This is a genomic window from Bradyrhizobium erythrophlei, assembly GCF_900142985.1.
Lineage (GTDB): Bacteria > Pseudomonadota > Alphaproteobacteria > Rhizobiales > Xanthobacteraceae > Bradyrhizobium > Bradyrhizobium erythrophlei_B.
In genome coordinates this window covers 4,812,577-4,835,555 of the sequence record NZ_LT670849.1, presented here as the reverse complement: position 1 = coordinate 4,835,555, position 22,979 = coordinate 4,812,577, and the positions used below count along the sequence as shown (strand labels likewise).

Sequence of the window (22,979 nt, the reverse complement as noted above, 5' to 3'; positions counted from 1 at the left end):
GGCAAGGTCCTTTGATTTGGGGTTAATCATGAAACAGAGTCTCGCTATCACCGCCGGTCTCGCGCTCGGTCTTGCGGTTTCGTCCGCCCAGGCCGCCGATTCCGTGACCATTCAGCTCAAATGGGTCACCCAGGCGCAGTTCGCCGGCTACTACGTCGCCAAGGAGAAGGGCTTCTACAAGGACGCAGGCCTTGACGTCACGATCAAGCCGGGCGGCCCCGACGTCGCCCCGCCGCAGATCATCGCCGGCGGCGGCGCCGACGTCACCGTTGACTGGATGCCGTCCGCGCTCGCCTCGCGCGAAAAGGGCGTGCCGCTCGTCAACATCTCGCAGACCTTCAAGCGCTCCGGGCTGATGCTGACCTGCCGCGCCGAGACCGGCATCAAGAAGCCCACCGACTTCAAGGGCAAGACCATCGGCGTCTGGTATGGCGGCAACGAATATCCGTTCCTGTCCTGGATGTCGAAGCTCAACCTCAAGACCGACGCCTCGCCAGCCGGCGTGAAGGTCATCAAGCAGGGCTTCAACGTCGATCCGCTGTTGCAGAAGCAGGCCGACTGCGTCTCCACCATGACCTACAACGAATACTGGCAGGTGATCGACGGCGGCTACAAGCCGAGCCAGCTCGTGGTCTTCAAGTACGAAGACGAGGGCGTGGCAACGCTGGAAGACGGGCTCTACGTTCTGGAGAAGAACCTGAAGGACCCGGCCTTCGTCGCCAAGATGGCGAAGTTCGTGAAGGCCTCGATGAAGGGCTGGGACTACGCCAAGACCCATGTTGACGAAGCCGTGAAGATCATTCTCGCCGCCGACACCACCGGCGCCAAGACCGAGAAGGACCAGAAGCGCATGATGGGCGAGGTCGCCAAGCTGCTCGGCGAGAGCAACGGCAAGCTCGACGTCAAGGACTACGACCGCACGGTCGCCGAATTGATGGCGGGCGGCTCCGATCCCGTCATCACCAAGAAGCCGGAAGGCGCCTACTCCTTCGCCGTCTATGACGCGATGAAGTAGTAACGCGATCCGCCCTTACCTGATTCCTGGAAGACGGGGCCGTATCGGCCCCGTCTTTTTATTTGCCGCAAGAAACAGCCGCGAACGCGGACGCTACTCCGCGATGTCCTCGTTCCAGATATCCGGCCGCTCGCGGATGAACCGCGCCATCAGCTCGATGCATCGTGGATCCTTCAGGTCGATCACGTTGACGCCGCGGTCCCGCAACAATTGCTCGTTGCCACCGAAATTGACGCACTCGCCAATCACGACCGTCGGGATCTTGAACAGGATGATCGTACCCGTGCACATCATGCACGGCGACAGCGTCGTATAGATCACCGTGTCACGGTAACTGCGCTGCCGTCCGGCCCTGCGCAGGCAATCCATTTCGCCATGCGCGATCGGGTCGGACTTCTGGACCCGCTGGTTGTGGCCCTCGCCGACGATCTCGCCGCCACGAACCAGCACGCTGCCGACGGGCACGCCGCCGCTTTGATAGCTCGCCAGCGCCTGGTCGTAGGCCTTGGCCATAAAGAATGCATGATCGGTCATGGCTGCCTCGTTGCTGTTCAACCTTCGCTGCCGAAGATTCCGGATACTGCCGCAGATTTCTTAAGCAGAGAACATGCCAAAGAATCGGCAGCCGGTAAAATATCACGGCTTGCTGCCCACGATTTAATCCAAAGCAGAGCCTCTCTGCACGGGAAAGCCCCGGCTTCGTCAGCAATCGACCGTTGGCATACATCTTGCTGATTTGCATTCGTAACAAAAATGCAGCGTTCCCGTGCGATCCTCTCGCGCATTGTTCATGCCGAGGCTTACCGGTTTTTTGTTCGCAGCGATGCTGCGGCGTTACGCATTTGTGACAATTGAGCGCGTTTGAAAATCGGCGCGCGTGTGAATGAGTTCATAGTTCACGTGCCGCTTGAAGCGTAATCCATCAAGCGTAGTTGATGAAGCCCAAGTGATACTTGCGACGACTATTGTTGAGTAAGCCGCTTTTGAATTTTTTCAGGTCTTTCCTTGGGAGGACACGATGACGAATTTTGCTCGATTGAGCCCCAGCGATAAAGCTCAAGTCAATTTGCCCGCGTTCGGCGCTTACGGTGCGCTGACGGGGGCCGCACTTCTGATCGTGCTTATGATTGCGATTTATCTGGCCGCGCTGTCGCCGGGCAACACGCCGAACGACATCGCGCTCATGGCTGCGTTTCCGTAACGACCAAAAAGTTTTCTCAAAGCGTTCTTGAAACTCATCACCGCCATGACGGCGGACAGCAAGGGATTCCCGATGCCGACCTATATCCGGATTGCAGAACCGAAAGTATTGCCGCAACAGCCCCTGGTCCTGGGCGTTCCGCTCATCATCTGGGCCCTCTCGCTTCTGCTGATCGCGGGATCCGCACACTACAATATACCGATTGCTTCCTTCGACCCGCAGGAGCAGTTGGCGCCGTTTTGATCTCTCGGCCGCGTTTCACGAAATCGAAAGGAGCACCATCATGGGGCCGTCACAAAGCCAGCTTCGATTTTTGTCACCGGAAGATCGCATCATCTACAAGAAGTGGCTGCGCCGAAGCCTGATGTTCTACAGCACGGCGCTGGTACTCCTGGTGCTTGCCATCGCCGTGAACCATCTTTTCACGTCGACGTCGCCCGATCTTGCCGGCGATATGCATACGGCCGCGATTGCCGCGCGAAAATAGCGTCCGGCTCAATATGGCTTCTGCCCTTTCCCCGCACGCGGGGAGAGGGAGTTCTGTGCCAAGCGCGTTACAGGCCGCACGGCTACCGTCTGTCGCCTGTCCGCTGCGGGCCGAATTCTTTCAGGAACATCGAGACGGCTGCCGTGACGTGACGATCGATTTCGCTCGCCGCCGGCGGCTTCCAGTTCGATTGCAACAGACGGCGGAGGTGGAATTGCGCCGCCACCGCGCCAAGAAACAACCGCGCCGCGACGGCCGGGTCGTCGCAATGCAATTCGCCTCGCTTGGTGGCGTCCTTCAGATATTGCGTGAGCCGATCGACGGTGGCCCCGGGGCCGCGTTCAAAAAAGAGATCGCCTAGCTCCGGCGTCCGCGCAGCCTCGGCGACGACGGTCCGAAACAGGAATGCCCCCTGGCCAGTGCAGACGGTCGTCAGAAGACTGGTGCCGAGCGCCGATAGCACGACTTCCGCGCTGCCCCCGCGCGCAATCGCGCCATCGGGACCGGAGATCGCCCGCGCCTTGCGGCTGACGATCTCGGCAAACAGGAGCTCCTTGCTTTCAAAATGCCGGTACAGCGTTTCCTTGGAGGCACCGGCCGCTTCCGCGATCATCTGCATCGTGGTCTCGGGGAAGCCGCGCGCCAAGAAAATTTTCTCAGCAACGTCAATCAGTTCCTCGCGCCGCCGTTCGCCGCGCGGAACTTTTCGAATGACCGCTTCTTTAGGCATGGCGGGGGCGCTTTGCATTGAGGGGCAACCCTTGTCTCTAACCGAACCATCGGGTACGGTTATATCCGGGGCGCCATTGAAGTGAAAGTGGCAAGGCTGGTGGAATTCGTGGTTGCAAGGGGCGCACCCTATGTCGGTTGACGAAGTCGATGCAACAACCCGTTCGCCCGAAGCGAAGCGGGCTGAGCGTCAAGACGAGGCGCCTGCGCCCGGCGAGGCAAAGCCGGATTCCGCAAAGGCCGCGCCCGGGGATAGTGGCAAGGCGGCCGTCGCCTCCGCGCGCGAGGAAGCCCGAAAAAAACGCCGGCCCACCGTCTTCATCATCGGCGTTGTGGTGATCGCGCTGCTGGTGATCGGCGGCATTTATTACTGGCTGACGACGCGCAATATCGAGGAAACCGACGACGCCTATACCGATGGCCGCGCCATCACGATCGCGCCGCGCATCTCGGGCGCGGTGATCTCGCTCGACGTCGACGACAACCAGTTCGTCAAGCAAGGCCAGCCGCTGATCCATATCGATCCACGGCAATACCAGATCGACCGCGAACAGGCCGAAGGCGCGTTGGCGACGGCGCAGGCGCAATATCGCGGGCAGCAATTCGGCCTCGAGGTTGCGAAGAAGAATTTCCCGGCGCAGCTAGAGGTCGCAAAGGCGCAGCTCGAACAGGCCCAGGCGACGCGGGCGAGAACCAAGGCCGATTACGAGCGTCAAAAGGCGCTGCCGAAGGCTGCGACCTCGCAACAGGATGTCGATGCGGCGGAAGCCGCATTGAAGCAGGCGGAAGCGCAGATCGCGCTTGCCGAAGCACAGGTGAGGCAGAACTCGCCGGTGCCGGAGCGGATCGGCGAGACGGATGCGGCGGTCGGCCAGCTCAAGGGACAGGTCGAACAGGCGCAGGCGCGGCTCGACCAGGCGAATTTGAACCTGTCCTGGACACAGGTCGCCGCGCCGCAGGACGGCTGGGTGACCAAGCGCAACGTCGAAACCGGTAACTACGTCGCGCCCGGCCAGCAGATCTTCTCGATCGTCGCGCCGGAAATCTGGATCACGGCGAACTTCAAGGAGAGCCAGCTCGTCAACATGCGGCCCGGCCAGCGCGTCGAGATCCGCGTCGACGCCTATCCGCATCTGCGGCTCGAGGGTCATGTCGACAGCATCCAGCTCGGTTCCGGCTCGAAGTTCACGGCCTTCCCGCCCGAAAACGCCACCGGCAATTTCATCAAGATCGTTCAGCGCGTGCCGGTGAAGATCGTGATCGACAAAGGGCTCGATCCCAAGGTGCCGCTGCCGCTCGGGATTTCGGCGGTGCCTACGGTCACGGTGCGATGACCGATGAGCGACGCCAAGCTAGAGGAGCAATGGAAGCCGCAATATAATCCGTGGCTCATCGCGGTGATCGTGACGAGCGCCGCGTTCATGGAAATTCTCGACACCACGATCGTGAACGTGGCGCTGCCGCACATTGCTGGAAGCCTGTCGTCGAGCAATGACGAAGCCACCTGGGCGCTGACCTCCTATCTCGTCGCCAACGGCATCGTGCTGACGATCTCCGGATGGCTCAGCGACCTGTTCGGCCGCAAGCGCTACTTCATCATCTGCATCATCATGTTCACGGTGTGCTCGTTCCTGTGCGGGATCGCGCAAAGCCTGACCCAGCTCATCATCTTTCGGCTGATGCAGGGATTCTTCGGCGGCGGACTGCAGCCGAACCAGCAATCGATCATTCTCGATTATTTTCCGCCCGCCAAGCGCGGCGCGGCCTTCGGCGTCACCGCGATCGCAACCATCGTGGCGCCGGTGCTGGGGCCGACGCTGGGCGGCTTCATTACCGATCAGGTGACCTGGCGCTGGATCTTCTTTCTCAACGTCCCGGTCGGCATGGTCGCCGCCTTCTTCGTTTCGGTGATGGTCGAAGACCCGCCGTGGGAAAAGAACCGGCGCAGCCGCGGCATCGACTATATCGGTCTCTCCCTGATCACGATCGGCCTCGGTTGTCTCGAGATCATGCTCGACCGAGGCGAGGATGCCGACTGGTTCCATTCTAACTTCATCTGCCTGATGGCGCTGCTCGCTTTCCTTGGGATACTTGGCGCGATCGGCTGGCTGCTGATCGCCAGGAAGCCTATCGTCGATCTGTCGGTGTTCGCCGACCGGAACTTCACCGGCGGCTGCATCATGATCGGAGCCACCGGCGGCATTTTGTACGCGAGCGCCGTCTTGATCCCGCAATTCGCCCAGACTGTGCTGTTGTACACGGCGACCTGGGCCGGCCTGATCCTGTCGCCCGGTGGGATCGCGGTCATCATCCTGATTCCCTTCGTCGGCCGGCTGATGACCAAGATCCAGATTCGCTATCTGATCGCCGGCGGCTTCACCATCATCGGCTGCGCGCTGCTTTATTCGAGCACGCTGGTGCCGAACATCGATTTCAAGACGCTGGTCTTCATGCGAACCTTCCAGTCGGCGGGGCTTGCCTTCCTGTTCGTGCCGATCTCGACCATCGCCTACATGACGCTGCCGCGGGAACTCAATGGCGACGGCGCGGCGTTGTTTGCGATGTTTCGAAACATCTTCGGCTCGATCGGCATTGCGCTCGCAACCGCGCAGGTGACCGAGCGCTCCCAGGTTCATCAGAGTTATCTCTCGCAATGGACCACGCCGTTCAACCAGCCCTATCAGGCGCTGGTCGCGCAATATGAACAGACGCTGCACTCACTCGGCCGCGTCGGTGCCGCCGCGCATGACGCCGCGGTCGGGCGCGTCTATCAGGTGTTCAGGACGCAGGCTGCGATCCTCGGCTATCGCGACGTGTTCTTCTACTGCGCGATCGTCGCGTTCCTGATTGTACCGCTGTGCTTCCTGCTGTCGCCGAAGACCGGCGGCACGCGGGGCGGAGGCCATTGATGTCGAGTTTCCACCGTCGCCGCGGCGGCGCCATCGCTGCTGTCATGACGCTGCTTTGTGGCACCACGCTTTCCGCCTGTACGCTTGGGCCCGACTTCGTCGAGCCGAATCCGCATTTACCCGACAACAAGACGTTCGGCGGCCAAACGGTCACGGACGCGCATCTGCCGGCGCCGACCGATCCGAACTGGTGGAAAATCTTCGGCGACCCGGTTTTGACCAATCTCGAAGGCCGCATTGCGGAGGCCAATCTCGATGTGCGGACCGCCGCAATCCGCATCGCCGAAAGCCGCTTCCAGCGCGGCGTCGCGGCTGCCGCCGAACTTCCCTCGATCAACGGCGACGCCAAGTACCAGCGCGAACTCTACAGCCAGAACGGCATTGTCAGCCTTCTGACGCCCCTGCTCGGCCCTTCGGCGGGCAGCATTCCGCCGATCAACGAATATACGGTCGGCTTCGACATGTCGTGGGAGCTCGATCTCTGGGGCCGCGTGCGACGGCAGGTCGAGTCCGCCGACGCTCAAGTCACCCAGGCGGAAGACCGGCGCCGCGATGCGCTGGTGTCGAGCCTCGCCGAACTCGCGCGCAACTACATCCAGCTTCGCGGCACGCAGGAGCAGATCCGCATCGCCGAGAACAATGTCAGGGTCGATCGCGATATTCTTCAGCTCGCCCAACAGCTCCAGCAGAAGGGCGTGCGCAGCGGTCTTGACGCCGAGAACGCCGCAGCGCAGGTCGAAGGCATTCGCGCGCAAGTGCCGGCGCTTCAGCAGCAGGAAATCCAGTATCAGAACGCGATCGCGCTGCTGCTCGATTTGCCGCCGTCCTCGCTCAACGGCGAACTCGGTTCGTGGCGCGCGCTCCGCCTGCCGCCGCACGTCCCTCTGGGCATGCCGTCGGAACTGGCGCGCCGCCGGCCGGATATCCGCCAGGCCGAGGATCAGCTGCATGAAGCGACCGCCAATGTCGGCGTTGCGGTAGCCTCGTTCTATCCGAAGTTCCAGCTCAACGGACAGGTCGTGCTGGACTCGCTCCAGTTCAACAGCCTGTTCAAGGCAAGCTCGCTGCAATACAACGCCGGCCCCAGCGTGACGCTGCCGATCTTCGACGGCGCGCGGCTGAAGAGTTCGCTGGCGTTGAGCGAGGCGCAGCAGGCCGAAGCAGCCCTCGGCTATCACAAGACGGTGCTGCAAGCCTGGCACGAAGTGGTCAACGCGATCGCGGCGCTCCGGCTCGAACAGGTCCGCCGCGCGCGGCTGCGCGCCCAGCTCGATCACACCCGCGCCGCGCTCGATCTTTCCCGCTCACGCTATAATGACGGCGTCGCCGACTTCATCACGGTGCTCGATGCCGAGCGCAGCCTGTTGCAGAACGAGCAGCAATATGCGCAGAGCACCACCAATGTCGCGCTCTATCTGGTCACCTTGTTCAAGGCGCTCGGCGGCGGCTGGGAACAGCAACTCCCCGACCCGCCAAGGCCGATGGTGGTCCAGGTCAACCAGACCGTCGCGGCCGATCCAAAGCCGCAGTAACGTTTAGAGATTGCGGGCGCGCAAATTATTCGGCAGCGCGCCGATGGTCGCCGGCTCGAGCAGGCCCAGCGCGCCGGCGACGTGCCACCAACCATGGTCGGCCTGGCGGACGATCATGCATTCGGCGCTCACGCCCATGTGGAGCCCTTCGAAGGAGTGGCCGACCGCGATGTGCGCGACTTCTTCCGGCAGACCCACCGTCAGGCAAACGTGCATGCCAAAAACGGAGTGACGGAACGTCGGCGAACCGCTGTCGGCCGGATCGGCCTGCCACCGCGCGCGGTTGCTCGGATCGAACTCGTAAGGCTTGCCGACGTCATGGCAGACGGAGCCTGCCATCAGCACATCCCAGTCGATGCGAACGTTCGGATGCGAATGCTCGAATTCCTCCGCCAGCACCTTGGTCGTGCGCACCACGCCGCGCAGATGATCGGTCTGGCTTCCCTTGCTCAGGATCGGGCCGTTCGGATTGCCCCAGGGCGGGATATCCCTGATCCGCTTGTAATCCGAGCAGCACAGCGAATGGCTCCAGGCCTCGACACAGAGATTGCCGAGCGCCTTGTCCGGCACCAGCTCGATTTCGGGAAAATCCTCGATGACGCCCGCGCGCGTCTCGTCGGTGACGGGACGGCGCAGTCTCGCGTAATGGTGCTTCATCGTGTTTGCCATGATCAGAGGTCTCCAGAAATTTCAGGCGTGCTGCGGTTCGATCGGCCGGCGCGTCAGGCTGAGCGTAAAGAGGCATCCGCAAAACAACAGCACTGCCGCGATGCGGAACGCCCAGGTATAGCCGCCGGTGCCGGCAACCACATAGCCGGTGATGATCGGTGAAATGAGGCCAAAAAAATTGCCTCCGAAAGACGTGATGGCAACCACGCGCGAGACGTCACGTGGATTGCGCAAGAGGTCGCTGGCGAGCGTGAAGTTCAAGCCCGAACCCGTCGTCGCCCCCGTCAACACCAGGGTCAGCACACCCAATAACTGGAACAGGCCATCGACGTGCGGGGCGAGCAGGATCAGCATCGCGAGGATCGCCATGGCCGCGATGAAGTTGCGGCGGCGGCCGGCCTGGACGTCTTTTGACGAGAGCACGCGGTCGCTGATGCGGGCAATCGTGACGCCGAGCATGACGGTGCAAAGATACGGGATTGCGGTGAGATAGCCCGTGTTCATGGTCGAGAGCTCGCGGGTCGACTGCAAATAAGTCGGCAACCACGTCAGAAACAGATAGGCCGTGTAGACGAGACACGCTTGGGTGAGCACGAGCCCCCAGACGCTGCGCTGGCTCAGGAGATAGCCGAGCGAAGACGGCGGCGGCGACTTCGTGGTCGCCACTCCGGTACCGTCGCGCTCGGTCAGGATTTTCGTTCGTTCGGCTTCGCTCAGCCAACGCGCTTCTTCGGGCGTGCCGTACCAGATCAGCCATGCGATGAGCCAGACAAAGCCGATCGCGCCCAGTACGACGAAGGCGGTGCGCCAATCGAACGAACTGACCAGCGCCGCGGTGAGAATCGCGCCGACCGCGGGGCCTGCGGAAGAGCCGCCATTGAACAAGGTCGTGACGAAGCCGCGCTCGCGTTCCGGAAACCATTGGCGGATCGCGCCGCCGCAGGCCGGGAATGTCGTCGCTTCGCTCGCGCCCATCACAAGCCGCGCCGCCAGGATCGAGACAAAGCCGCTTGCCGCGGCCGTCAACGCGGTGGCGGTCGACCAGATCGCGATGCCGCCGCCGACCATTCTCTTGATGCCGATCCGTTCGACCAGAAGTCCGAGCGGCACCAGGCAAACCACATAGGTCCACAGGAAGCCGGAAAACAGATAGCCCATCTGCACCGGCGAGAATCCGTATTCGGCGACAATCGGCTTTGCCGCCACCGACAGTGCGATGCGGTCGATATAGTTGATGATCACGACCGTAAAAATCAGCAGCGCAATCCAGCCCCGGCGATAGGTCACGTCGTCCCCCGTTTTGGCTGCGTTTCCATCCCACGACACGCTTGCCGGCTGTATCCGGCGTTTTTCTCTATGCGCGCCCATCCCGAGCTAATATTCATAAGGGGATACCTGTCCAATTAAATGGTTTTTCCCGCTTTGATAGGTTTTTCCAATGAATCGAATCAGCATCGCACAGCTCGAAGCGTTCTACTGGGTCGCCGAACTCGGCTCGGTGCATCGCGCCGCCGCCCACTTGAACGTCACGCAACCGACGCTCTCGCTGCGCTTGCGGAAACTCGAAGCAGAGCTTGCGACGCCAGTGCTCGAGCGGTACGGCCGCGGCGTGCGCGTGTCCCGCGCGGGGTATGCCTTTCTCGCCAAGGTAAAGCCGGTGCTCGACGCCTACGGACATCTTCACAAGGCCGGGACGCCCGCCGCCGTCGAGGGGCGCATCCGAATAGGACTGGCGGAAGGCTTTGCCGTCGTCTGCCTCCGGCACCTGGTGCCTGCGCTCGCCGGTCAATACAAGCTGCTGCGTCCGGAATGGACCGTCACCACCAGCTCGGCGCTCGAGCAGGAACTGTCGCAAGGCAACCTCGATCTCGCCGTTCTCGTCGACCCCGTCGGCGATCGTACCTTGCGACTGCTGCCACTCGGTCCGCAGACCAATGTCTGGGCGGCGACAACCGCTCTCGCTAAGCGGATGGGAGCGTCGCCTCGCGCGTTGTCCCGCCTGACCGTCGTCACCACACCGCCGCCGACTTCGATGTATCGCAACACGATCGCGTGGTTTTCCTCTGCCAGGCAGAAGCCGGGTCCGCTCTGCATTTGCACCAGCGTCAACGCGGCCGCCCAACTCGTTGCGGCGGGGATCGGCGTCGGCATCTTTCCAAAGCGGATGATCGAGGCCTATCGCCCTTCCGGCGCGCTTGCCGTCGTCGCCACCAAGCCGCAGCTCACCGTCGGCCGCGTCTATCTCGCCCACCACGTCACCGCCGATACGGACCGGATCGAGGCAGTCATGCGGGTCATCGAGAGCGTCACGGCCGATCTCAACTACTTCGATGTCAAACGAGAACACCGGAAATCGCGATCGAAGCGCATCGTTACGCGGCGCTGACATTGACGTCTTCCTGCTGCCGGCAAAGCAGCATTCGGTAGCGGCAGCGCGCCTCATCCCCCACGATAGCGGCGTTCGAGTTCGTCGTATTTTGGTTTTGAAACCGTCTGCTGGCGCACTTCGAAACCGGCGAGCCGATCGGCGACGGACGAAAGCGAGCCCTCCTGCCTCAACGATGCCAGCACCTCATGCGACGCCTTGAGTGCCGCCTGAAGCGCGGCGTTGGCGTAGAGCACGCAGCCGAAACCGAGCTCGGCGAATTTTTTCTGTCCCAATTCCGGCGTGCGGCCGCCGAACACGATATTGGCGACTTGCGGCACGGAAAGGCTTTTGGCGATCTGCGCCAGTTCGTCGGCCGAGGTCGGCGCTTCCACAAAGGTCACGTCGGCGCCGGCTTCGATCATGGCGCCGGCCCGATCAATCGCGGCCTGAAGGCCCAGAATGGCCCGCGCATCAGTACGCGCGACGATCTGAAGATCGCCGTCCTTGCGCGTGTCGACGGCGGCCTTGATCTTCGCAATCATTTCTTCCAGCGGCACGACGTGCTTGCCGTCGAAATGGCCGCACTTCTTCGGAAACACCTGGTCCTCGATCTGTAGTCCGGCGGCGCCTGCCCGCTCCAGCACCTTCACGGTGCGCACCATGTTCACCGCATTGCCGAAGCCGGTGTCGGCGTCGACCAGCAAAGGAATGGCGACCGCGTCCGAAATCGCCGCGACGTGATTGGCGATCTCGGTCAGCGTGGTCAGACCAATATCGGGCGCGCCGAGATACATGTTGGCGACGCCGGCGCCGGTGATATAGACGGCCTCATAGCCGAGATCCTCGACGATCCGCGCGAACAGCCCGTTGGCCGCGCCGGCCAGTATCGTCGCCTGGCGGCGGTCGAGGATGGTCTTTAACGTTGTCGTCGGCCTTGTCATGCCGTTCTCCTTTCGTGGCTTATCCAGCCACAGTATCCGCACGCTGTGCAAATCGCTTGCCGATCCGCAGCATCAGCGTGTTGGCCGCAATCGCCATCACCACGATCACGGTCACAACAGCAGTCGACAGTGGCACGTTGTGCTGCGCCATGCCGTTGACCAGCAGGAAGCCGAGGCCGCGCTGCGATGAAAACATCTCTCCGATCAGGACGCCAAGCAAGCTTAGCGAGAAGCTGATACGCAGACCATTGACGATGTCAGGCAAGCAAGCCGGCACCAGCACCCAGCGCATGGTGCGTCCGGGCGACAACCGCAGCACGCGCGCCGTGCGAATGAGCACCGGCGGCAGGTTGCGCACCGCGCCAAGCGTGAACAGCGTCATCGGCACCAGCCCGTGCATGACGCCGAAGGCAACCTTGGCGGACATGCCGAGACCAAACAGCAGCAGCACGACCGGATAGAGCGTCACTTTCGGGATGGTGTAGAAGCCGGCCAGAATGGGTTCGGCCACTTCGCCGGTAAAACGCCTGATACCGAAGATCAGGCCGAGCACAAGACCGATCAACGCGGAGAGCACGAACGCCAGCAAGAATGCTTCGAGCGTCGCGGCGGCGTGGTCCCAGAACATCGGCGTAGCGAGCAGATCACCAAGGTAGACCAGCGTCGGCAGCGGCGGCGAAACCGCGACGCCCTGCGTCCAGCTCCCGATCACCTGCCAGAACGTCAGCATTAGCAGGGTGAGCACGACGGCGTCGAAGGCGCGGAAGTGCCGGCGCGGGATGAGCTTTTGCTTATGATCGAACGAGAGCTCGCTCATCCCCGTGACCGGCGGCGCGCCAATCGCCCCTCCCAGACATAGAGGATGCCGTTGGCGGTCACCGCGACCAGCAGCACGAACAGCATCACGCCATACATCGCGCGGTTGTCGAAGCTCTGATAGGCATAGGAAATCGCGTAACCGAGCCCGGTGCCCGACAGGATGAATTCGCCGGCGATGACGCCGATCAGCGCGTAACTCAGCGCCAGCTTGAAACCCGTAAAGAGATGCGGCAACGCGGCCGGCAAGACGATCCACCTCAGCGTCCGCGCCGGCGTCAACCGATGCACACGCGCGAGCTTCATCAACACGGGCGCGACGCTGTCGAGCCCAGATAACGTGCTGATGACGACCGCCGGCGTGGCCGAGAGAATGCCGAGCACGACCAGCGGCGCTTTGCCGAGGCCGAGCAGCGCCACCAGCAGCGGATAGAAGATGAAGGTCGGAACCGAATAATAGGACGCCAGCAGCGGGTCGGCGACGTCACGAAGGCGCGCAAAGCGGTGAATCAATGCGCCAAGTGCGGTGCCAAGGACAACCGCGAGCGCAAACGCGATCAGGATGGTCGAGAATGTCGTCACGATACTCGCGTCGAGATCACCAGACCGGATCTGGTCCGCCATTGACGCCACCATGTCGCTCGGCGCGATCACCGTCAGGGTGTCGATGAAGCCGAAACGGCAGCCGATCTCGAGCAACGCAACCAGCGCCGCCAATATGGCTGTCCGCACGATGAGGGCGGCGTGCCGCCGCGTCATGCCGCCCTGCCCAGGGTCTTGAGCGATTCTTCGCGCAGCGACGACCACAGCCGCGCGGTCAGCGCGCCGAATTGCGACTCCGAGATCACGCGGCTGTCGCGGTCGCGCGGCCATCCGGTTTCGACCATGTCGATGAAACGGCCGGGCCGCGCGCTCATGACGCCGACACGATCCGACAGCATCGCGGCCTCATCCAGCGCGTGCGTGATGAGCAGCACCGTCGCGCCGGTCTCGCGCCACAACCGCAGCAATTCGTCGCCCATCAGAAGCCGCGTCTGCTGATCGAGCGCACCGAAAGGTTCGTCCAGCAAAATCAGCCGCGGACGCAGCACCAGGGTGCGCGCGATGCACACGCGTTGCCGCATGCCACCCGACAACTGCGCCGGATAGTGACCGGCAAATTGCGCAAGGCCCATAAAGCTGATCGCGTGATCGACCCGCGTTGCGACTTCCTGCTTCGGCAGGCTGGATGTGCGCAAGCCGAACGCGACGTTGTCGCGCACGGAGAGCCACGGCATGCTGGAATCTTCCTGGAACACGACGCCGATGCCGTCGGGCACCTCGCCGTGCAATTCCTTGCCCTCGAAACAAACGCTGCCGCTGGTCGGACGCACCAGGCCCGCGACCACGTCGAGCAAGGTCGACTTGCCGCAGCCGGACGGACCGACGATCGAGAAGAACTCGCCGCATTTGATGTCGAGGCTGATCGGCCCGAGCGCCTGCACGACGGGCGGCCCGTCATAACGGCGCACCACCTCGCTCAGCGATACCTGGGCTTCTCCGCTCACCACGAGTTCCTCATTGCGTCGGCCGCAAGTCCGCCGGCAGATACGACGTGTCGACATATTTCGGCCAGTCGACTTCGCCCTTCATCTGCCCGGTGATCTGAAGGCCCTCGACCATGTGGTTCATGCTCGCGTAATCGAGCCGGCCGTCGCTCCAGTAGTTGACCCGGATCAGTTCGCGGACGTGACTGCGGAAGAGCTCGATGTTCGGATTGTTGTAGGCCTTCGCGGTGATGTCGGCCGCCTCGTCCGGATGATCGAACGCATAGGCCAGGCCCTGGCGGCGCGCGTTGATGAGGCCCTTGATGATGTCGGGATGCGCCCTGGCGTATTCGCCGGTCGTGATCATCACGGTCTGCATCATGCGCGGGTCGAGCACGTCGCGCACCATGAACAGCGGCTTCACCAGTTCCTTATGCTGAGCGTAGATCAGTTCGTCCGAGAAGCCGGCATCGATTGCGCCGCTGCCGACCGCGGAGATATTGGCGCCGAGATCGCCGGCCGGCACCAGCTTGACCTGTTGCGGCGTCATGCCGCTCGCCTTCAGCGCCATCAGGATCAGCATGTTGCTGACCGAGCCCGGCGCGGTATAGGCGATCTGCTTGCCCGCGAGATCCTTGATGCCTTGAAGCGTCGAATCCTTTTTCACCACCCACATCTGGTCGGCTACCGACCACGTGCCGGCGCCGATGATGATGAGTTTCTGGCCGGCATTGATCGCCTGCACGGCGGCTGCGAGCGACACTTCGCCAAAGGGAATGCCGCCGGCCAATGTGTTGCGCACCGCGGTGCCGCCGCCGGCCGCAGTCAGAATGCCTGACACGTCGACGTCGTTTTTCTTGAAGAAGCCTTTTTCCATCGCGACCGCATAGGGCACGCCATAGAACTGCCCGCCCCAATGCGTCACCGTGATGGTTTCGGCGCGCGAGCGTTGCAAGGTCCAGGCCATGATGATCGCGACCACAGCGAGGAAAAAGCCAACCTGCCGAAGTCGGAAAGTGCGTTTTCCCTGTGCCATCGCGTCATCCTTTATCGGTTCAGCTGAGGATTTCCGGTTCGAACAGTCAACGCTTCACTTCTCGTGCTGGCTCCCGCTCAGGCCGTGGCGCTTTTCGAACGCATGCACGGCGGGAAAGCCCATCAACTCGTTCATCTCGGAGAATGGCAGCATCGGCGCCTTGCTGCCGGTGCCGATGCCGTCGCTCTTCAGATGGCGATAGACGAGTTGCAGCGCGCCCGCCGCCGTCAGGAAGCCTGAGCCGGGATAGAGCGCGATCTTGAATCCCATGGCGCCGAGTTCGGCCGTCGACAGATACGGCGTGCGGCCGCCCTCGACCATGTTAGCCAGTAGCCACGCGCCCTTGAAGGTTTCGGCGACGCGGCGCAATTCCTCCAGGCTCTCCGGGCTCTCGACGAACAGCACGTCGGCGCCCGCTTCGAGAAACCGTTCGGCGCGGCGCAGCGCCGCATCCAACCCCTCGGCGTAACGCGCATCGGTGCGCGCGACGATGAGGAAGTCCTTAGCTGGCCGCGCCTCGACGGCGACGCGAATTTTCGCGACCGCGTCGTCGGCGGGAATGACACGGCGAAATTCCGTGTGGCCGCATTTCTTGGGAAACTCCTGATCCTCGAGCTGGATGCCGGAGGCGCCGGCAGCGGCGTAGCCGCGCACGGTGCGATCGACATTCAACAGCCCGCCATAGCCAGTATCGCCGTCGGCGAGAAACGGCAGGTTCGTGGCGCCCGCAATGCAGCGCACGCGGTCGAGCATTTCGGAAAAGGTCGCGGTGCCGGCGTCCGCCACGCCGAGCGCGGAGGCGACGACGCCATAGCCCGTCATATAAAGTGCGTCGAAGCCGGTGCTGGCGGCCATTCGCGCCGAGATGCCGTCAAAGACGCCCGGAAGCGTCAAACATCCATCGCGTTGCAGCAGCGCGCGAAGCGGTGTTGCCCCTGCCAAGCCGTCCTCCCATTTGTTTGAGGCGGCGGCTCTCGACGGCCACCTGCCCCGGTTGCTTGCGAGACGTAGTCTTCTTGGTCTTGTTGGACTTGGTGAAGTCAATCCACTCCACTACCCGCCATGTTAAAGGTCCATCCTTCAAATCCAAGGGGGTCTTTCGCTATTTTTCACCATGTGAGAAGCAAACGGCCGCGGTCGCGCGGCCCTCGACAAGACGAAGACTTTGGTCGAAATAGCGGAAATGACAGGCCGTGTGCCATAAGGGGCGCGGACCGCGCGGCCGGTGAGAGATAGCCGCATGATGAGGGAACGAACCATGAAGTTGAATCGATTGATTGCCGGAAGTGCGAGCGCGTTGGCGCTGATTCTCGGCAGCGCCGCGCTGGCGGCCAAGATCGATATCTCCGCCCATGACATCGGCGGGCAAGTGGTCGGCGACAAGGGACCGGAAGCCGGCGTCTGGATCATCGCCGAGACCAAGGACCTGCCGACGAAATATGCCAAGATCGTCGTGACCGATGATCAGGGCCGCTTCGTCATTCCGGAATTGCCGGATGCGAGTTACAAGGTCTGGGTTCGCGGCTATGGCCTGACCGACAGCGCGTCGGTCGACATCAAGCCGGGCAAGACCGTCGACTTCAAGGTCAAGCCGGCTGAGTCCGCCGCCGCCGATGCGCAGCACTATCCCGGCATGTACTGGTATTCGCTGATCGACATTCCGCCCGCGAGCGAATTCCCCGGCACCGGCGCCAAGGGCAACAAGATGCCCGAGACGATGAAGACGCAGGCGCAGTTCGTCGATACCGTGAAGAACATGTGCCAGTCCTGCCACGCCATCGGCACGCGCGGCATTCGCGAAGTGCCAAAACTGTTCAAGGACGCCGCTCAGGATTCGCAGACCGCCTGGGCGATCCGCACGCAAGCGGGCCAGGCCATGGAATACATGGCGACTGCGATCAACAGCATCGGACCGGACAAGGTCAACGAGGTGTTCTCGAAATGGACGGACAAGATCGCCGGCGGCGCCTTGCCGTTCGACAAGCCGGAACGCCCCAAAGGCATCGAGCGCAACGTCGTCTACACGCTGTGGGACTGGGCGACGCCCGGACATTACCAGCACGATGCGATCTCGACCGACAAGCGTAACCCGCATGTCAACGCCAACGGGCTGATCTACGGTTCGCCGGAAGAGAGCACCGACCTCATTCCGACGCTCGATCCGATCAAGAACGTCGCGTCCACGATCAAGGAACCTTACCTCGACGAGAAAATGCAGGGTTCGGCGGATGCGCCGCACGGCACCTCGGCCTATTGGGGCGACGAAGCGATCTGGGACGGTCACACCTCGATCCACAACGTGATGATGGACGAACAAGGCAAGGTCTGGTTCACCGCCAAGCTGCGCCCGCCGGCCAACCCCGACTATTGCAAACAGGGCTCCGACCATCCGTCCGCCAAAGCCGATCCGCAGGCTTCGGCCGTGCGCGAACTGTCACGCTTCGACCCTTCGACCGGCAAGTGGGACATGATCAACACCTGCTTCTCGACGCATCATCTCTATTTCGGTCACGACGCCAACAACACGCTGTGGACGAGCGCGGGCGGTCCGGGTCTCGGTGGCGGTATCGTCGGCTGGCTCAACACCAGGAAATTCCTCGAGACCAAGGACGGCGTCGCCTCTCAGGGGTGGACCCCGCTTGTGATCGACGCCAATGGCAACGGCAAGCGCGATGCTTACGTGGGCGCCAAGGACCCGCTCGATCCGACCAAGGACAAGCGCATCGCCGCATCGTTCTACGGCATTATGCCGAGCCCGGTTGACGACTCCGTCTGGGGCCAGGCGATGGATCGCGGCTTTTCGCGCATCGATCAGCCCGGCTACATCATTCGCCTGATGCCGGGCTCCGATCCCGCCAACACGGCGCTCGCCGAAGTGTATCAGCCGCCGGAGGGCACGTTCGGTCCGCGCGGCATCGATATCGGCCTCGACGGCGTTGTCTGGACGGTGCTGTCGAGCGGCCATCTCGGAAGCTTCGACCGCAAGCTGTGCAAGGGACCGCTCAACGGCCCGACATCAGCGGAAGGCAAGCAGTGTCCGGAAGGTTGGCACGTCTATCGCCTGCCGGGACCGCAGTTCAAAGGGCTCGACCCCAAGGGCAGCGCCAACCACGCTTATTACGTGTGGGTTGACCGCTACAACGTCCTTGGCCTCGGCAAGAACGTGCCGATCGCCGAAGCCAATGGCGCGGAATCGCTGCTGGCGCTGGTCGACGGCAAGTGGGTCAACATGCGCATGCCCTACCCGCTCGGCTTCTTTACGAAGAATGTCGACGGCCGGATCGACGACGACAAGAAGGGCTGGAAAGGCCGCGGGCTCTGGACCACCTCCGGCACCCGCGCCAACTTCCATGGCGAAGGCGGCACCGAGGCCTACCCGAAGGTGTTCAAGGTGCAGTTGCGGCCCGACCCGCTGGCACACTAAATTCTAACCCTCATGGTGAGGAGGCGCGAACGCGCCGTCTCGAACCATGAAGCCCGATACCGGCCTCATCCTTCGAGACGCCGCTCACGCGGCTCCTCAGGATGAGGAGTGAATGAAAAATCGGGCTCCGAGCCATCAGGCTCGGAGCCCGATTTGCGTTTGCGCTCGACATTGTGTTGGTAAGGAAGCAGGCTAGGAATAGAGTCTCAGTCCCCCCGCTGATGCGAGCCGCATGTCTTCCAGCGAAAGCCGCGTTTCCAGACTATTCACGTGGATCCGCGCCCGGATCCGCCGCCATCGGCTGCAATTGATCCTGGCGCTGCGGGTGACCGTCGGCGCGCTGCTCGCTTTCGTGGCTGCGCAAATCCTGCACCTGCATCTGCCGCTCTGGGCGGTGCTGACCTCGCTGATCGTGACCCAGGCGAGCCTCGGCCGATCGGTAAAGGTCGCGAGCGATTACCTGATCGGAACCTTCGCCGGCGTCGCCTATGGCGGCGCGCTGGCGATCCTGATTCCGCATGACAGCGAATGGGCGTTGCTTGCGGTGCTGGCGCTGGCGATTGCGCCGCTCGCCTTCATCGCCTCGTTCCGCGCCAACTTCAACGTGCTGCCGATCACGGCGATCATCGTGCTGCTGGTGCCAAGCATGCAACATGTCAGCCCGGCAGCGTCTGCGCTCGATCGCGTGCTGGAAGTGACCACCGGTGGCGCGGTCGGCTTCATCGTCTCGTTCCTGCTGTTTCCCTCCCGCGCCGGCGAGATCACCGCCCAGACGGCCGCCGACATGCTCGACCTGATGGCCGACGCGCTGTCGCGCTTTCTGGAGGATCACACCCGCGAACTCGACCCGGCCGAACGGCGGCGGATCCAGGACGGCATCGCGACCGCGCTGACGCGGCTGAACACAATCGGCGCGGAAGCCCAGCACGAGCGCAATGCCCGCCTCACCTCCGGTCCCGAACTCGGACCGCTTCTGCGAACGATGCTGCGGCTACGCCATGACATCGTGATGCTGGGCCGCGTCGTGGGATGCGCACTCCCTGCGGAGGTCTCGATGCGGCTGGAACAGCCGCTGGCCCATGTCGAAGCCGCAGGCCGCGATTTCTTGCGCACCAGCGCCACAGCGCTCCGCGCTCAAAAGCCGCCGCCTCCGCTCGACGCCGTCGAACATGCGTTCCGCGATTACAGCGAGGAGTTCGGCGCGGTACGCTATGAAGGACTGACCCGCGACATGAACAGCGAAACCGTGGAGCGTTTCTTTGCGCTCGGCTTCGCGCTCGAGCAGCTGCGCGAGCATCTGCTGGAGGTGCATCGCGTCGTCGGCGAGTGGGCGCGCGGCTAGCACATTGACGTTTACGTCCAACAAAGCGTCGCCAGAGTCCGGGAACAAGCCAGCGCCTGTCATCGTCGCGCTTCAATAGCGCTCACGATCGCTTGATATGTGAGTTCTCTCGCACGCGATCCCAGTGAACGACGGCATGTTCGATGCATCGATCACGCAAGCAGCAGAGCTTACCCCATGAGCGATGCGTCATTGCCATCACATGCGATTATCGATTCCGAAGCACCTTCATTCAAGCGAGCCGTCAAACGACGGGGATTTTTCACAGCCGTCGTCGAAGCCCTGCATCATTCCAGACGCTTTGAGGCCCAACGCATTCTGCGGCGCTATCAACACCTCATCGATAGCAAGAGCCGCGATCAGATTTTGAAAGGAATTGAAGATGTCGATGAGCGATAGGCCTGAGCGCAGGGTTTCGATTTCCGAAGCAGCCGGCTACGCCATGCTGGGTGCGATCATTGCCGGCTTACTCGCGTTGCACATCTGGGCCGGAAATATTGTATTGCCGGGCGCCACGAGCGCCGCCATGACCGCCCAGCCTGCCCGGCTGTCGGGAGATTGACGCGAGCAGGCCGCGGCTCGCGCCGGCTGCGGCGATTTTGAGCAGGTTGATCAGCTTTGGCCGGCCGCGCCGATAATCGTGGCGATGGCGCGAGCGATGCGTTTGCCGGCATGAAGCCGGGTGAAATTCGCGAGCTGTCGAAGTAGCCGGTCCAGCCGGCGATGCGGCCCCTCGGGCGAGGCGCGGTCGCAAGCCGTTAACGAGACCTTAACGGCCGGGCTTGCCGGCTCCGATGGTCTTAAAGAAACCTTAGCCCTTACGGAATAGTTTAATTGAATAATCACCCGCTACACTTTTGGCGAGCAGATTTCGCTCGCCCAATTCCAATTAGAGCCCATGAGGCAACCGATGCCATCGACATCGGCACTATTGATCTCGGAGCTGGACGCGATCGACGGATGGTCTCCGGAGCGGTGGGCGATTACTTTACGTCAGATCACGAAGCTGTTTCTGGAGCGCGCCAGCAGCCTGGCGGCCAATCAGGTCGCACTGTTCGATGACGTCCTCGTCCGATTGACCGACCATGTGGACACGCCATCGCTGGCGCAACTCAGCCATCAACTTTCCGATATCAAATGCACGCTGCCGCTCTGTAACAGGCGGCTCGCGCTTGACGGCGACGAATCGGTTTCGATTCCCATTCTCAGATCCCTGCGCCTGACGCCGGAGCTGCTGCTCGAGGTGGTGCGATCCGGCGGCGCCAGACATCGTGTTGCGATCGCGCTGCGCCATACGGTCGATCCTGCCGTCAGCGAAGCGCTGGTCCAGTTCGCCGATCCCGCGATCAACCACGCCCTTGCCGAAAATCTCGGCGCGCGCCTGCTGGAGGCCGATTGGGCGCGGCTCGTGCAAATAGCCGGGACTGATCCTCGTCTGGCGCAAAAGCTCGCCCGCCGGTCGGACCTGCCTGAACCGCTCAAGCGCAAGGTCCGCGCAAAGATCGAAGATGCGCGGATGCGGCACCTCAACGCCATGCCGGCCGTGATGCGGGAGCAGATCGAAAACACGATCGCGACCGCGGGTACGAAGAAGGTCCTGGCCAGTTCGGAGCAGCCGGACTACGCGGACGCCCGGGCCAAAATGATGGAGCTCGGCCGCAAGGGCAAGCTGAACGATTCCACGATCAACCGCTTCGCGGTTCGCGGCGAGTATACCAACATCGTCGCCGCGCTTGCCTTGCTGACGGGTTCGCCGGTCGAAGTCGTGCTGCCGATGATCGCCAGCGACAGCATCGAGGGTCTGGTTCTGGCGTGCAAGGCGTCCAGGCTCGACTGGGCGACGGCGGCAGCGATCGTCAAGCACCGCCCGGGTCAATCGCCGGTCCCTGCCGCGGAGCTCGACAGAGCGCGAAAGACCTTCGACGAATTCTCGCTGTCGGCGGCGCAACGGACCGTCCGCTTCTGAGCGGATCGTCTGCACCCACCCGCCAGTTCTCGTTGACTTCTCGGTCTTGTTGTGACGCTGCGAGATCCGCAACGTTTTTTCCGTGGACGCGCGGAGAACCGGTTCAGCGCTGCGCGCTCTTTTTGTTGTTGCCCTTGGCAGTGTTGAGAAGAAAACGAATGCCGACGGTCGTGCCGTCGATCCAGACCATTTCGCAGCGGCGGAAGGCTAACCCCGTCGAGGACAGGACCAGGAAGAATTCCTTGGCGCGCAGGACCTCGGTCGTGCCCTCGATTTCCAGCCGCGCCCCGGTCGATGAAACATCCAGCATATGGCAGACGCGGGTCCAGGTGCCGTCGACGCCCATCAGGTTCGCCGGGAACGCCCGCTGAAACTGCACCCGATCGGATTTCCGGTTATTCCAGTTGCTGTTCATGCGGCCCCGCTTTCGGGAAAGTTACGTTGCAACCTGCGCGGGCCTGGAGCGCGCCGCCGGCCGGAGCCTTTGCCAAGCCCAATGACTGCAAGCGCCTCCAGGGGAATCGATGATCTCTCCCGAAACGGAAGGCGCGCCGTTGCTGCCCTTCTGGTAACCGCGTAGGCCATTGGTATGATTTGGTATTAAAACTTATGAGGCCAGAAATTATGATGCGGAGCCTAAGCGCTTTTCGTTAAGCGTGGGTAACTATCACGTCGTCTTGATAGCAGGCGCGACGAAGAACCCCTCCGGCGACGGTCGCGCGGGAGGGGTTCTACGCTGTTCTATTTCGGGTTGTGAAAGCGCCGCGCTGGCGTCTGAGACGGACGCCGCTCGTTACGACCTCCCGGCCGCTGCCGGACGCTGCGTCTCTCGAACGGCTTCCAGAATCCGGCGGAGCCTTAATGTCCGGCGGAGCCTTGGCGTCCACCCGGCAAAGAAATCCTTCAGCAAATTCGCGACTTCTTCGGTACGGCGGGATTCGGCCTTGGAACGCACCTCGGCCTCGCTCGTGAAATTAATGGTGGGCAATTCGCGCTGCATGATGAGCTCCAGGTCAAA

Annotated in this window: 25 protein-coding genes; 13 read left to right on the top strand and 12 right to left on the bottom strand. The window is 62.5% G+C overall.

Going from position 1 to position 22,979, the window contains the following annotated elements:
- Positions 1-28 precede the first annotated feature (28 nt).
- Positions 29-1,015, top strand: coding sequence for an ABC transporter substrate-binding protein (locus tag BUA38_RS22975; protein ID WP_072821453.1), 987 nt, complete (start codon positions 29-31; stop codon positions 1,013-1,015).
- Between the two features lie 93 nt (positions 1,016-1,108).
- Here the strand turns inward: BUA38_RS22975 and BUA38_RS22970 are convergent, their stop codons facing one another.
- Positions 1,109-1,549, bottom strand: coding sequence for a nucleoside deaminase (locus BUA38_RS22970; RefSeq protein ID WP_072826348.1), 441 nt, complete (start codon positions 1,547-1,549; stop codon positions 1,109-1,111).
- 484 nt (positions 1,550-2,033) lie between these two features.
- Here BUA38_RS22970 and BUA38_RS22965 point away from each other — a divergent pair, with 484 nt between their 5' ends.
- From BUA38_RS22965 to BUA38_RS22955, 3 genes are read left to right on the top strand one after another with little or no spacing between them, the layout of a single operon-like run.
- On the top strand, positions 2,034-2,216 hold the full coding sequence (locus BUA38_RS22965; protein WP_072821451.1) for a hypothetical protein: 183 nt from the start codon (positions 2,034-2,036) through the stop codon (positions 2,214-2,216).
- A 27-nt stretch (positions 2,217-2,243) separates the two neighbouring features.
- Positions 2,244-2,459: a hypothetical protein gene (locus tag BUA38_RS22960; protein WP_072821449.1), complete on the top strand. Its 216-nt coding sequence runs from the start codon at positions 2,244-2,246 to the stop codon at positions 2,457-2,459.
- 40 nt (positions 2,460-2,499) lie between these two features.
- Entirely contained in the window at positions 2,500-2,703 is a 204-nt protein-coding gene (locus BUA38_RS22955; protein WP_072821447.1) for a hypothetical protein, read from the top strand.
- Positions 2,704-2,785: 82 nt separating this feature from the next.
- On the opposite strand, the gene BUA38_RS22950 is transcribed toward BUA38_RS22955, so the two are convergent.
- Positions 2,786-3,433, bottom strand: coding sequence for a TetR/AcrR family transcriptional regulator (locus tag BUA38_RS22950; protein ID WP_072821445.1), 648 nt, complete (start codon positions 3,431-3,433; stop codon positions 2,786-2,788).
- Positions 3,434-3,563: 130 nt separating this feature from the next.
- Between BUA38_RS22950 and BUA38_RS22945 the strand changes: the two genes are divergently transcribed.
- The 3 genes from BUA38_RS22945 to BUA38_RS22935 are packed head-to-tail and all read left to right on the top strand — an operon-like array spanning position 3,564 to position 7,873.
- Positions 3,564-4,766: an HlyD family secretion protein gene (locus BUA38_RS22945; protein WP_083587713.1), complete on the top strand. Its 1,203-nt coding sequence runs from the start codon at positions 3,564-3,566 to the stop codon at positions 4,764-4,766.
- 3 nt (positions 4,767-4,769) lie between these two features.
- Positions 4,770-6,341: a DHA2 family efflux MFS transporter permease subunit gene (locus tag BUA38_RS22940; protein WP_072821443.1), complete on the top strand. Its 1,572-nt coding sequence runs from the start codon at positions 4,770-4,772 to the stop codon at positions 6,339-6,341.
- Positions 6,341-7,873: an efflux transporter outer membrane subunit gene (locus BUA38_RS22935; RefSeq protein WP_072821441.1), complete on the top strand. Its 1,533-nt coding sequence runs from the start codon at positions 6,341-6,343 to the stop codon at positions 7,871-7,873. The genes BUA38_RS22940 and BUA38_RS22935 overlap by 1 nt, the downstream gene beginning before the upstream one ends.
- A 3-nt stretch (positions 7,874-7,876) precedes the next feature.
- Here the strand turns inward: BUA38_RS22935 and BUA38_RS22930 are convergent, their stop codons facing one another.
- Entirely contained in the window at positions 7,877-8,542 is a 666-nt protein-coding gene (locus tag BUA38_RS22930) for an HD domain-containing protein (protein WP_072821439.1), read from the bottom strand.
- Between the two features lie 21 nt (positions 8,543-8,563).
- Entirely contained in the window at positions 8,564-9,829 is a 1,266-nt protein-coding gene (locus BUA38_RS22925; protein WP_072826346.1) for an MFS transporter, read from the bottom strand.
- A gap of 151 nt (positions 9,830-9,980) precedes the next feature.
- Here BUA38_RS22925 and BUA38_RS22920 point away from each other — a divergent pair, with 151 nt between their 5' ends.
- Positions 9,981-10,928 carry a LysR family transcriptional regulator gene (locus tag BUA38_RS22920; RefSeq protein WP_072821437.1) on the top strand — a complete coding sequence of 316 codons (948 nt, stop codon included), beginning with the start codon at positions 9,981-9,983 and terminating at the stop codon, positions 10,926-10,928.
- A 53-nt stretch (positions 10,929-10,981) separates the two neighbouring features.
- Here BUA38_RS22920 and BUA38_RS22915 read toward each other — a convergent pair whose 3' ends face one another.
- Genes BUA38_RS22915 through BUA38_RS22890 form a run of 6 tightly spaced genes read right to left on the bottom strand, consistent with a single transcriptional unit; the run spans position 10,982 to position 16,171 of the window.
- The gene (locus BUA38_RS22915) at positions 10,982-11,851 is read right to left on the bottom strand and encodes an isocitrate lyase/PEP mutase family protein (RefSeq protein ID WP_072826345.1); all 870 of its coding nucleotides are present in this window, start codon (positions 11,849-11,851) and stop codon (positions 10,982-10,984) included.
- A gap of 19 nt (positions 11,852-11,870) precedes the next feature.
- Positions 11,871-12,668, bottom strand: coding sequence for an ABC transporter permease (locus BUA38_RS22910; protein WP_072821435.1), 798 nt, complete (start codon positions 12,666-12,668; stop codon positions 11,871-11,873).
- Positions 12,665-13,426: an ABC transporter permease gene (locus BUA38_RS22905; RefSeq protein ID WP_072821433.1), complete on the bottom strand. Its 762-nt coding sequence runs from the start codon at positions 13,424-13,426 to the stop codon at positions 12,665-12,667. The genes BUA38_RS22910 and BUA38_RS22905 overlap by 4 nt, the downstream gene beginning before the upstream one ends.
- Entirely contained in the window at positions 13,423-14,214 is a 792-nt protein-coding gene (locus BUA38_RS22900) for an ABC transporter ATP-binding protein (RefSeq protein ID WP_244553026.1), read from the bottom strand. The genes BUA38_RS22905 and BUA38_RS22900 overlap by 4 nt, the downstream gene beginning before the upstream one ends.
- Before the next feature lie 10 nt (positions 14,215-14,224).
- A complete protein-coding gene (locus tag BUA38_RS22895) occupies positions 14,225-15,229 on the bottom strand; it encodes an ABC transporter substrate-binding protein (RefSeq protein ID WP_072821431.1) in 1,005 nt (334 codons plus the stop codon).
- A gap of 54 nt (positions 15,230-15,283) precedes the next feature.
- Entirely contained in the window at positions 15,284-16,171 is an 888-nt protein-coding gene (locus tag BUA38_RS22890) for an isocitrate lyase/PEP mutase family protein (RefSeq protein ID WP_072821429.1), read from the bottom strand.
- A 316-nt stretch (positions 16,172-16,487) separates the two neighbouring features.
- Here BUA38_RS22890 and BUA38_RS22885 point away from each other — a divergent pair, with 316 nt between their 5' ends.
- The 5 genes from BUA38_RS22885 to BUA38_RS22865 all read left to right on the top strand — a co-directional run bounded on the left by BUA38_RS22885 (position 16,488) and on the right by BUA38_RS22865 (position 21,961).
- Entirely contained in the window at positions 16,488-18,653 is a 2,166-nt protein-coding gene (locus BUA38_RS22885; protein WP_083587711.1) for a carboxypeptidase-like regulatory domain-containing protein, read from the top strand.
- A 232-nt stretch (positions 18,654-18,885) separates the two neighbouring features.
- Positions 18,886-19,995, top strand: coding sequence for an FUSC family protein (locus BUA38_RS22880; RefSeq protein WP_072821425.1), 1,110 nt, complete (start codon positions 18,886-18,888; stop codon positions 19,993-19,995).
- A 177-nt stretch (positions 19,996-20,172) separates the two neighbouring features.
- The gene (locus BUA38_RS22875) at positions 20,173-20,394 is read left to right on the top strand and encodes a hypothetical protein (RefSeq protein ID WP_072821423.1); all 222 of its coding nucleotides are present in this window, start codon (positions 20,173-20,175) and stop codon (positions 20,392-20,394) included.
- Complete coding sequence (locus BUA38_RS22870) at positions 20,384-20,557, top strand: hypothetical protein (protein WP_156898665.1); 174 nt, start codon at positions 20,384-20,386, stop codon at positions 20,555-20,557. The genes BUA38_RS22875 and BUA38_RS22870 overlap by 11 nt, the downstream gene beginning before the upstream one ends.
- 348 nt (positions 20,558-20,905) lie before the next feature.
- Positions 20,906-21,961: a DUF2336 domain-containing protein gene (locus tag BUA38_RS22865; protein WP_172806076.1), complete on the top strand. Its 1,056-nt coding sequence runs from the start codon at positions 20,906-20,908 to the stop codon at positions 21,959-21,961.
- Between the two features lie 103 nt (positions 21,962-22,064).
- On the opposite strand, the gene BUA38_RS22860 is transcribed toward BUA38_RS22865, so the two are convergent.
- Both BUA38_RS22860 and BUA38_RS22855 read right to left on the bottom strand, forming a co-directional pair.
- Positions 22,065-22,376, bottom strand: a complete 312-nt coding sequence (locus BUA38_RS22860; protein WP_072821417.1) for a PilZ domain-containing protein — start codon at positions 22,374-22,376, stop codon at positions 22,065-22,067.
- 378 nt (positions 22,377-22,754) lie between these two features.
- Positions 22,755-22,961: a hypothetical protein gene (locus BUA38_RS22855; RefSeq protein WP_072821415.1), complete on the bottom strand. Its 207-nt coding sequence runs from the start codon at positions 22,959-22,961 to the stop codon at positions 22,755-22,757.
- Positions 22,962-22,979 lie beyond the last annotated feature (18 nt).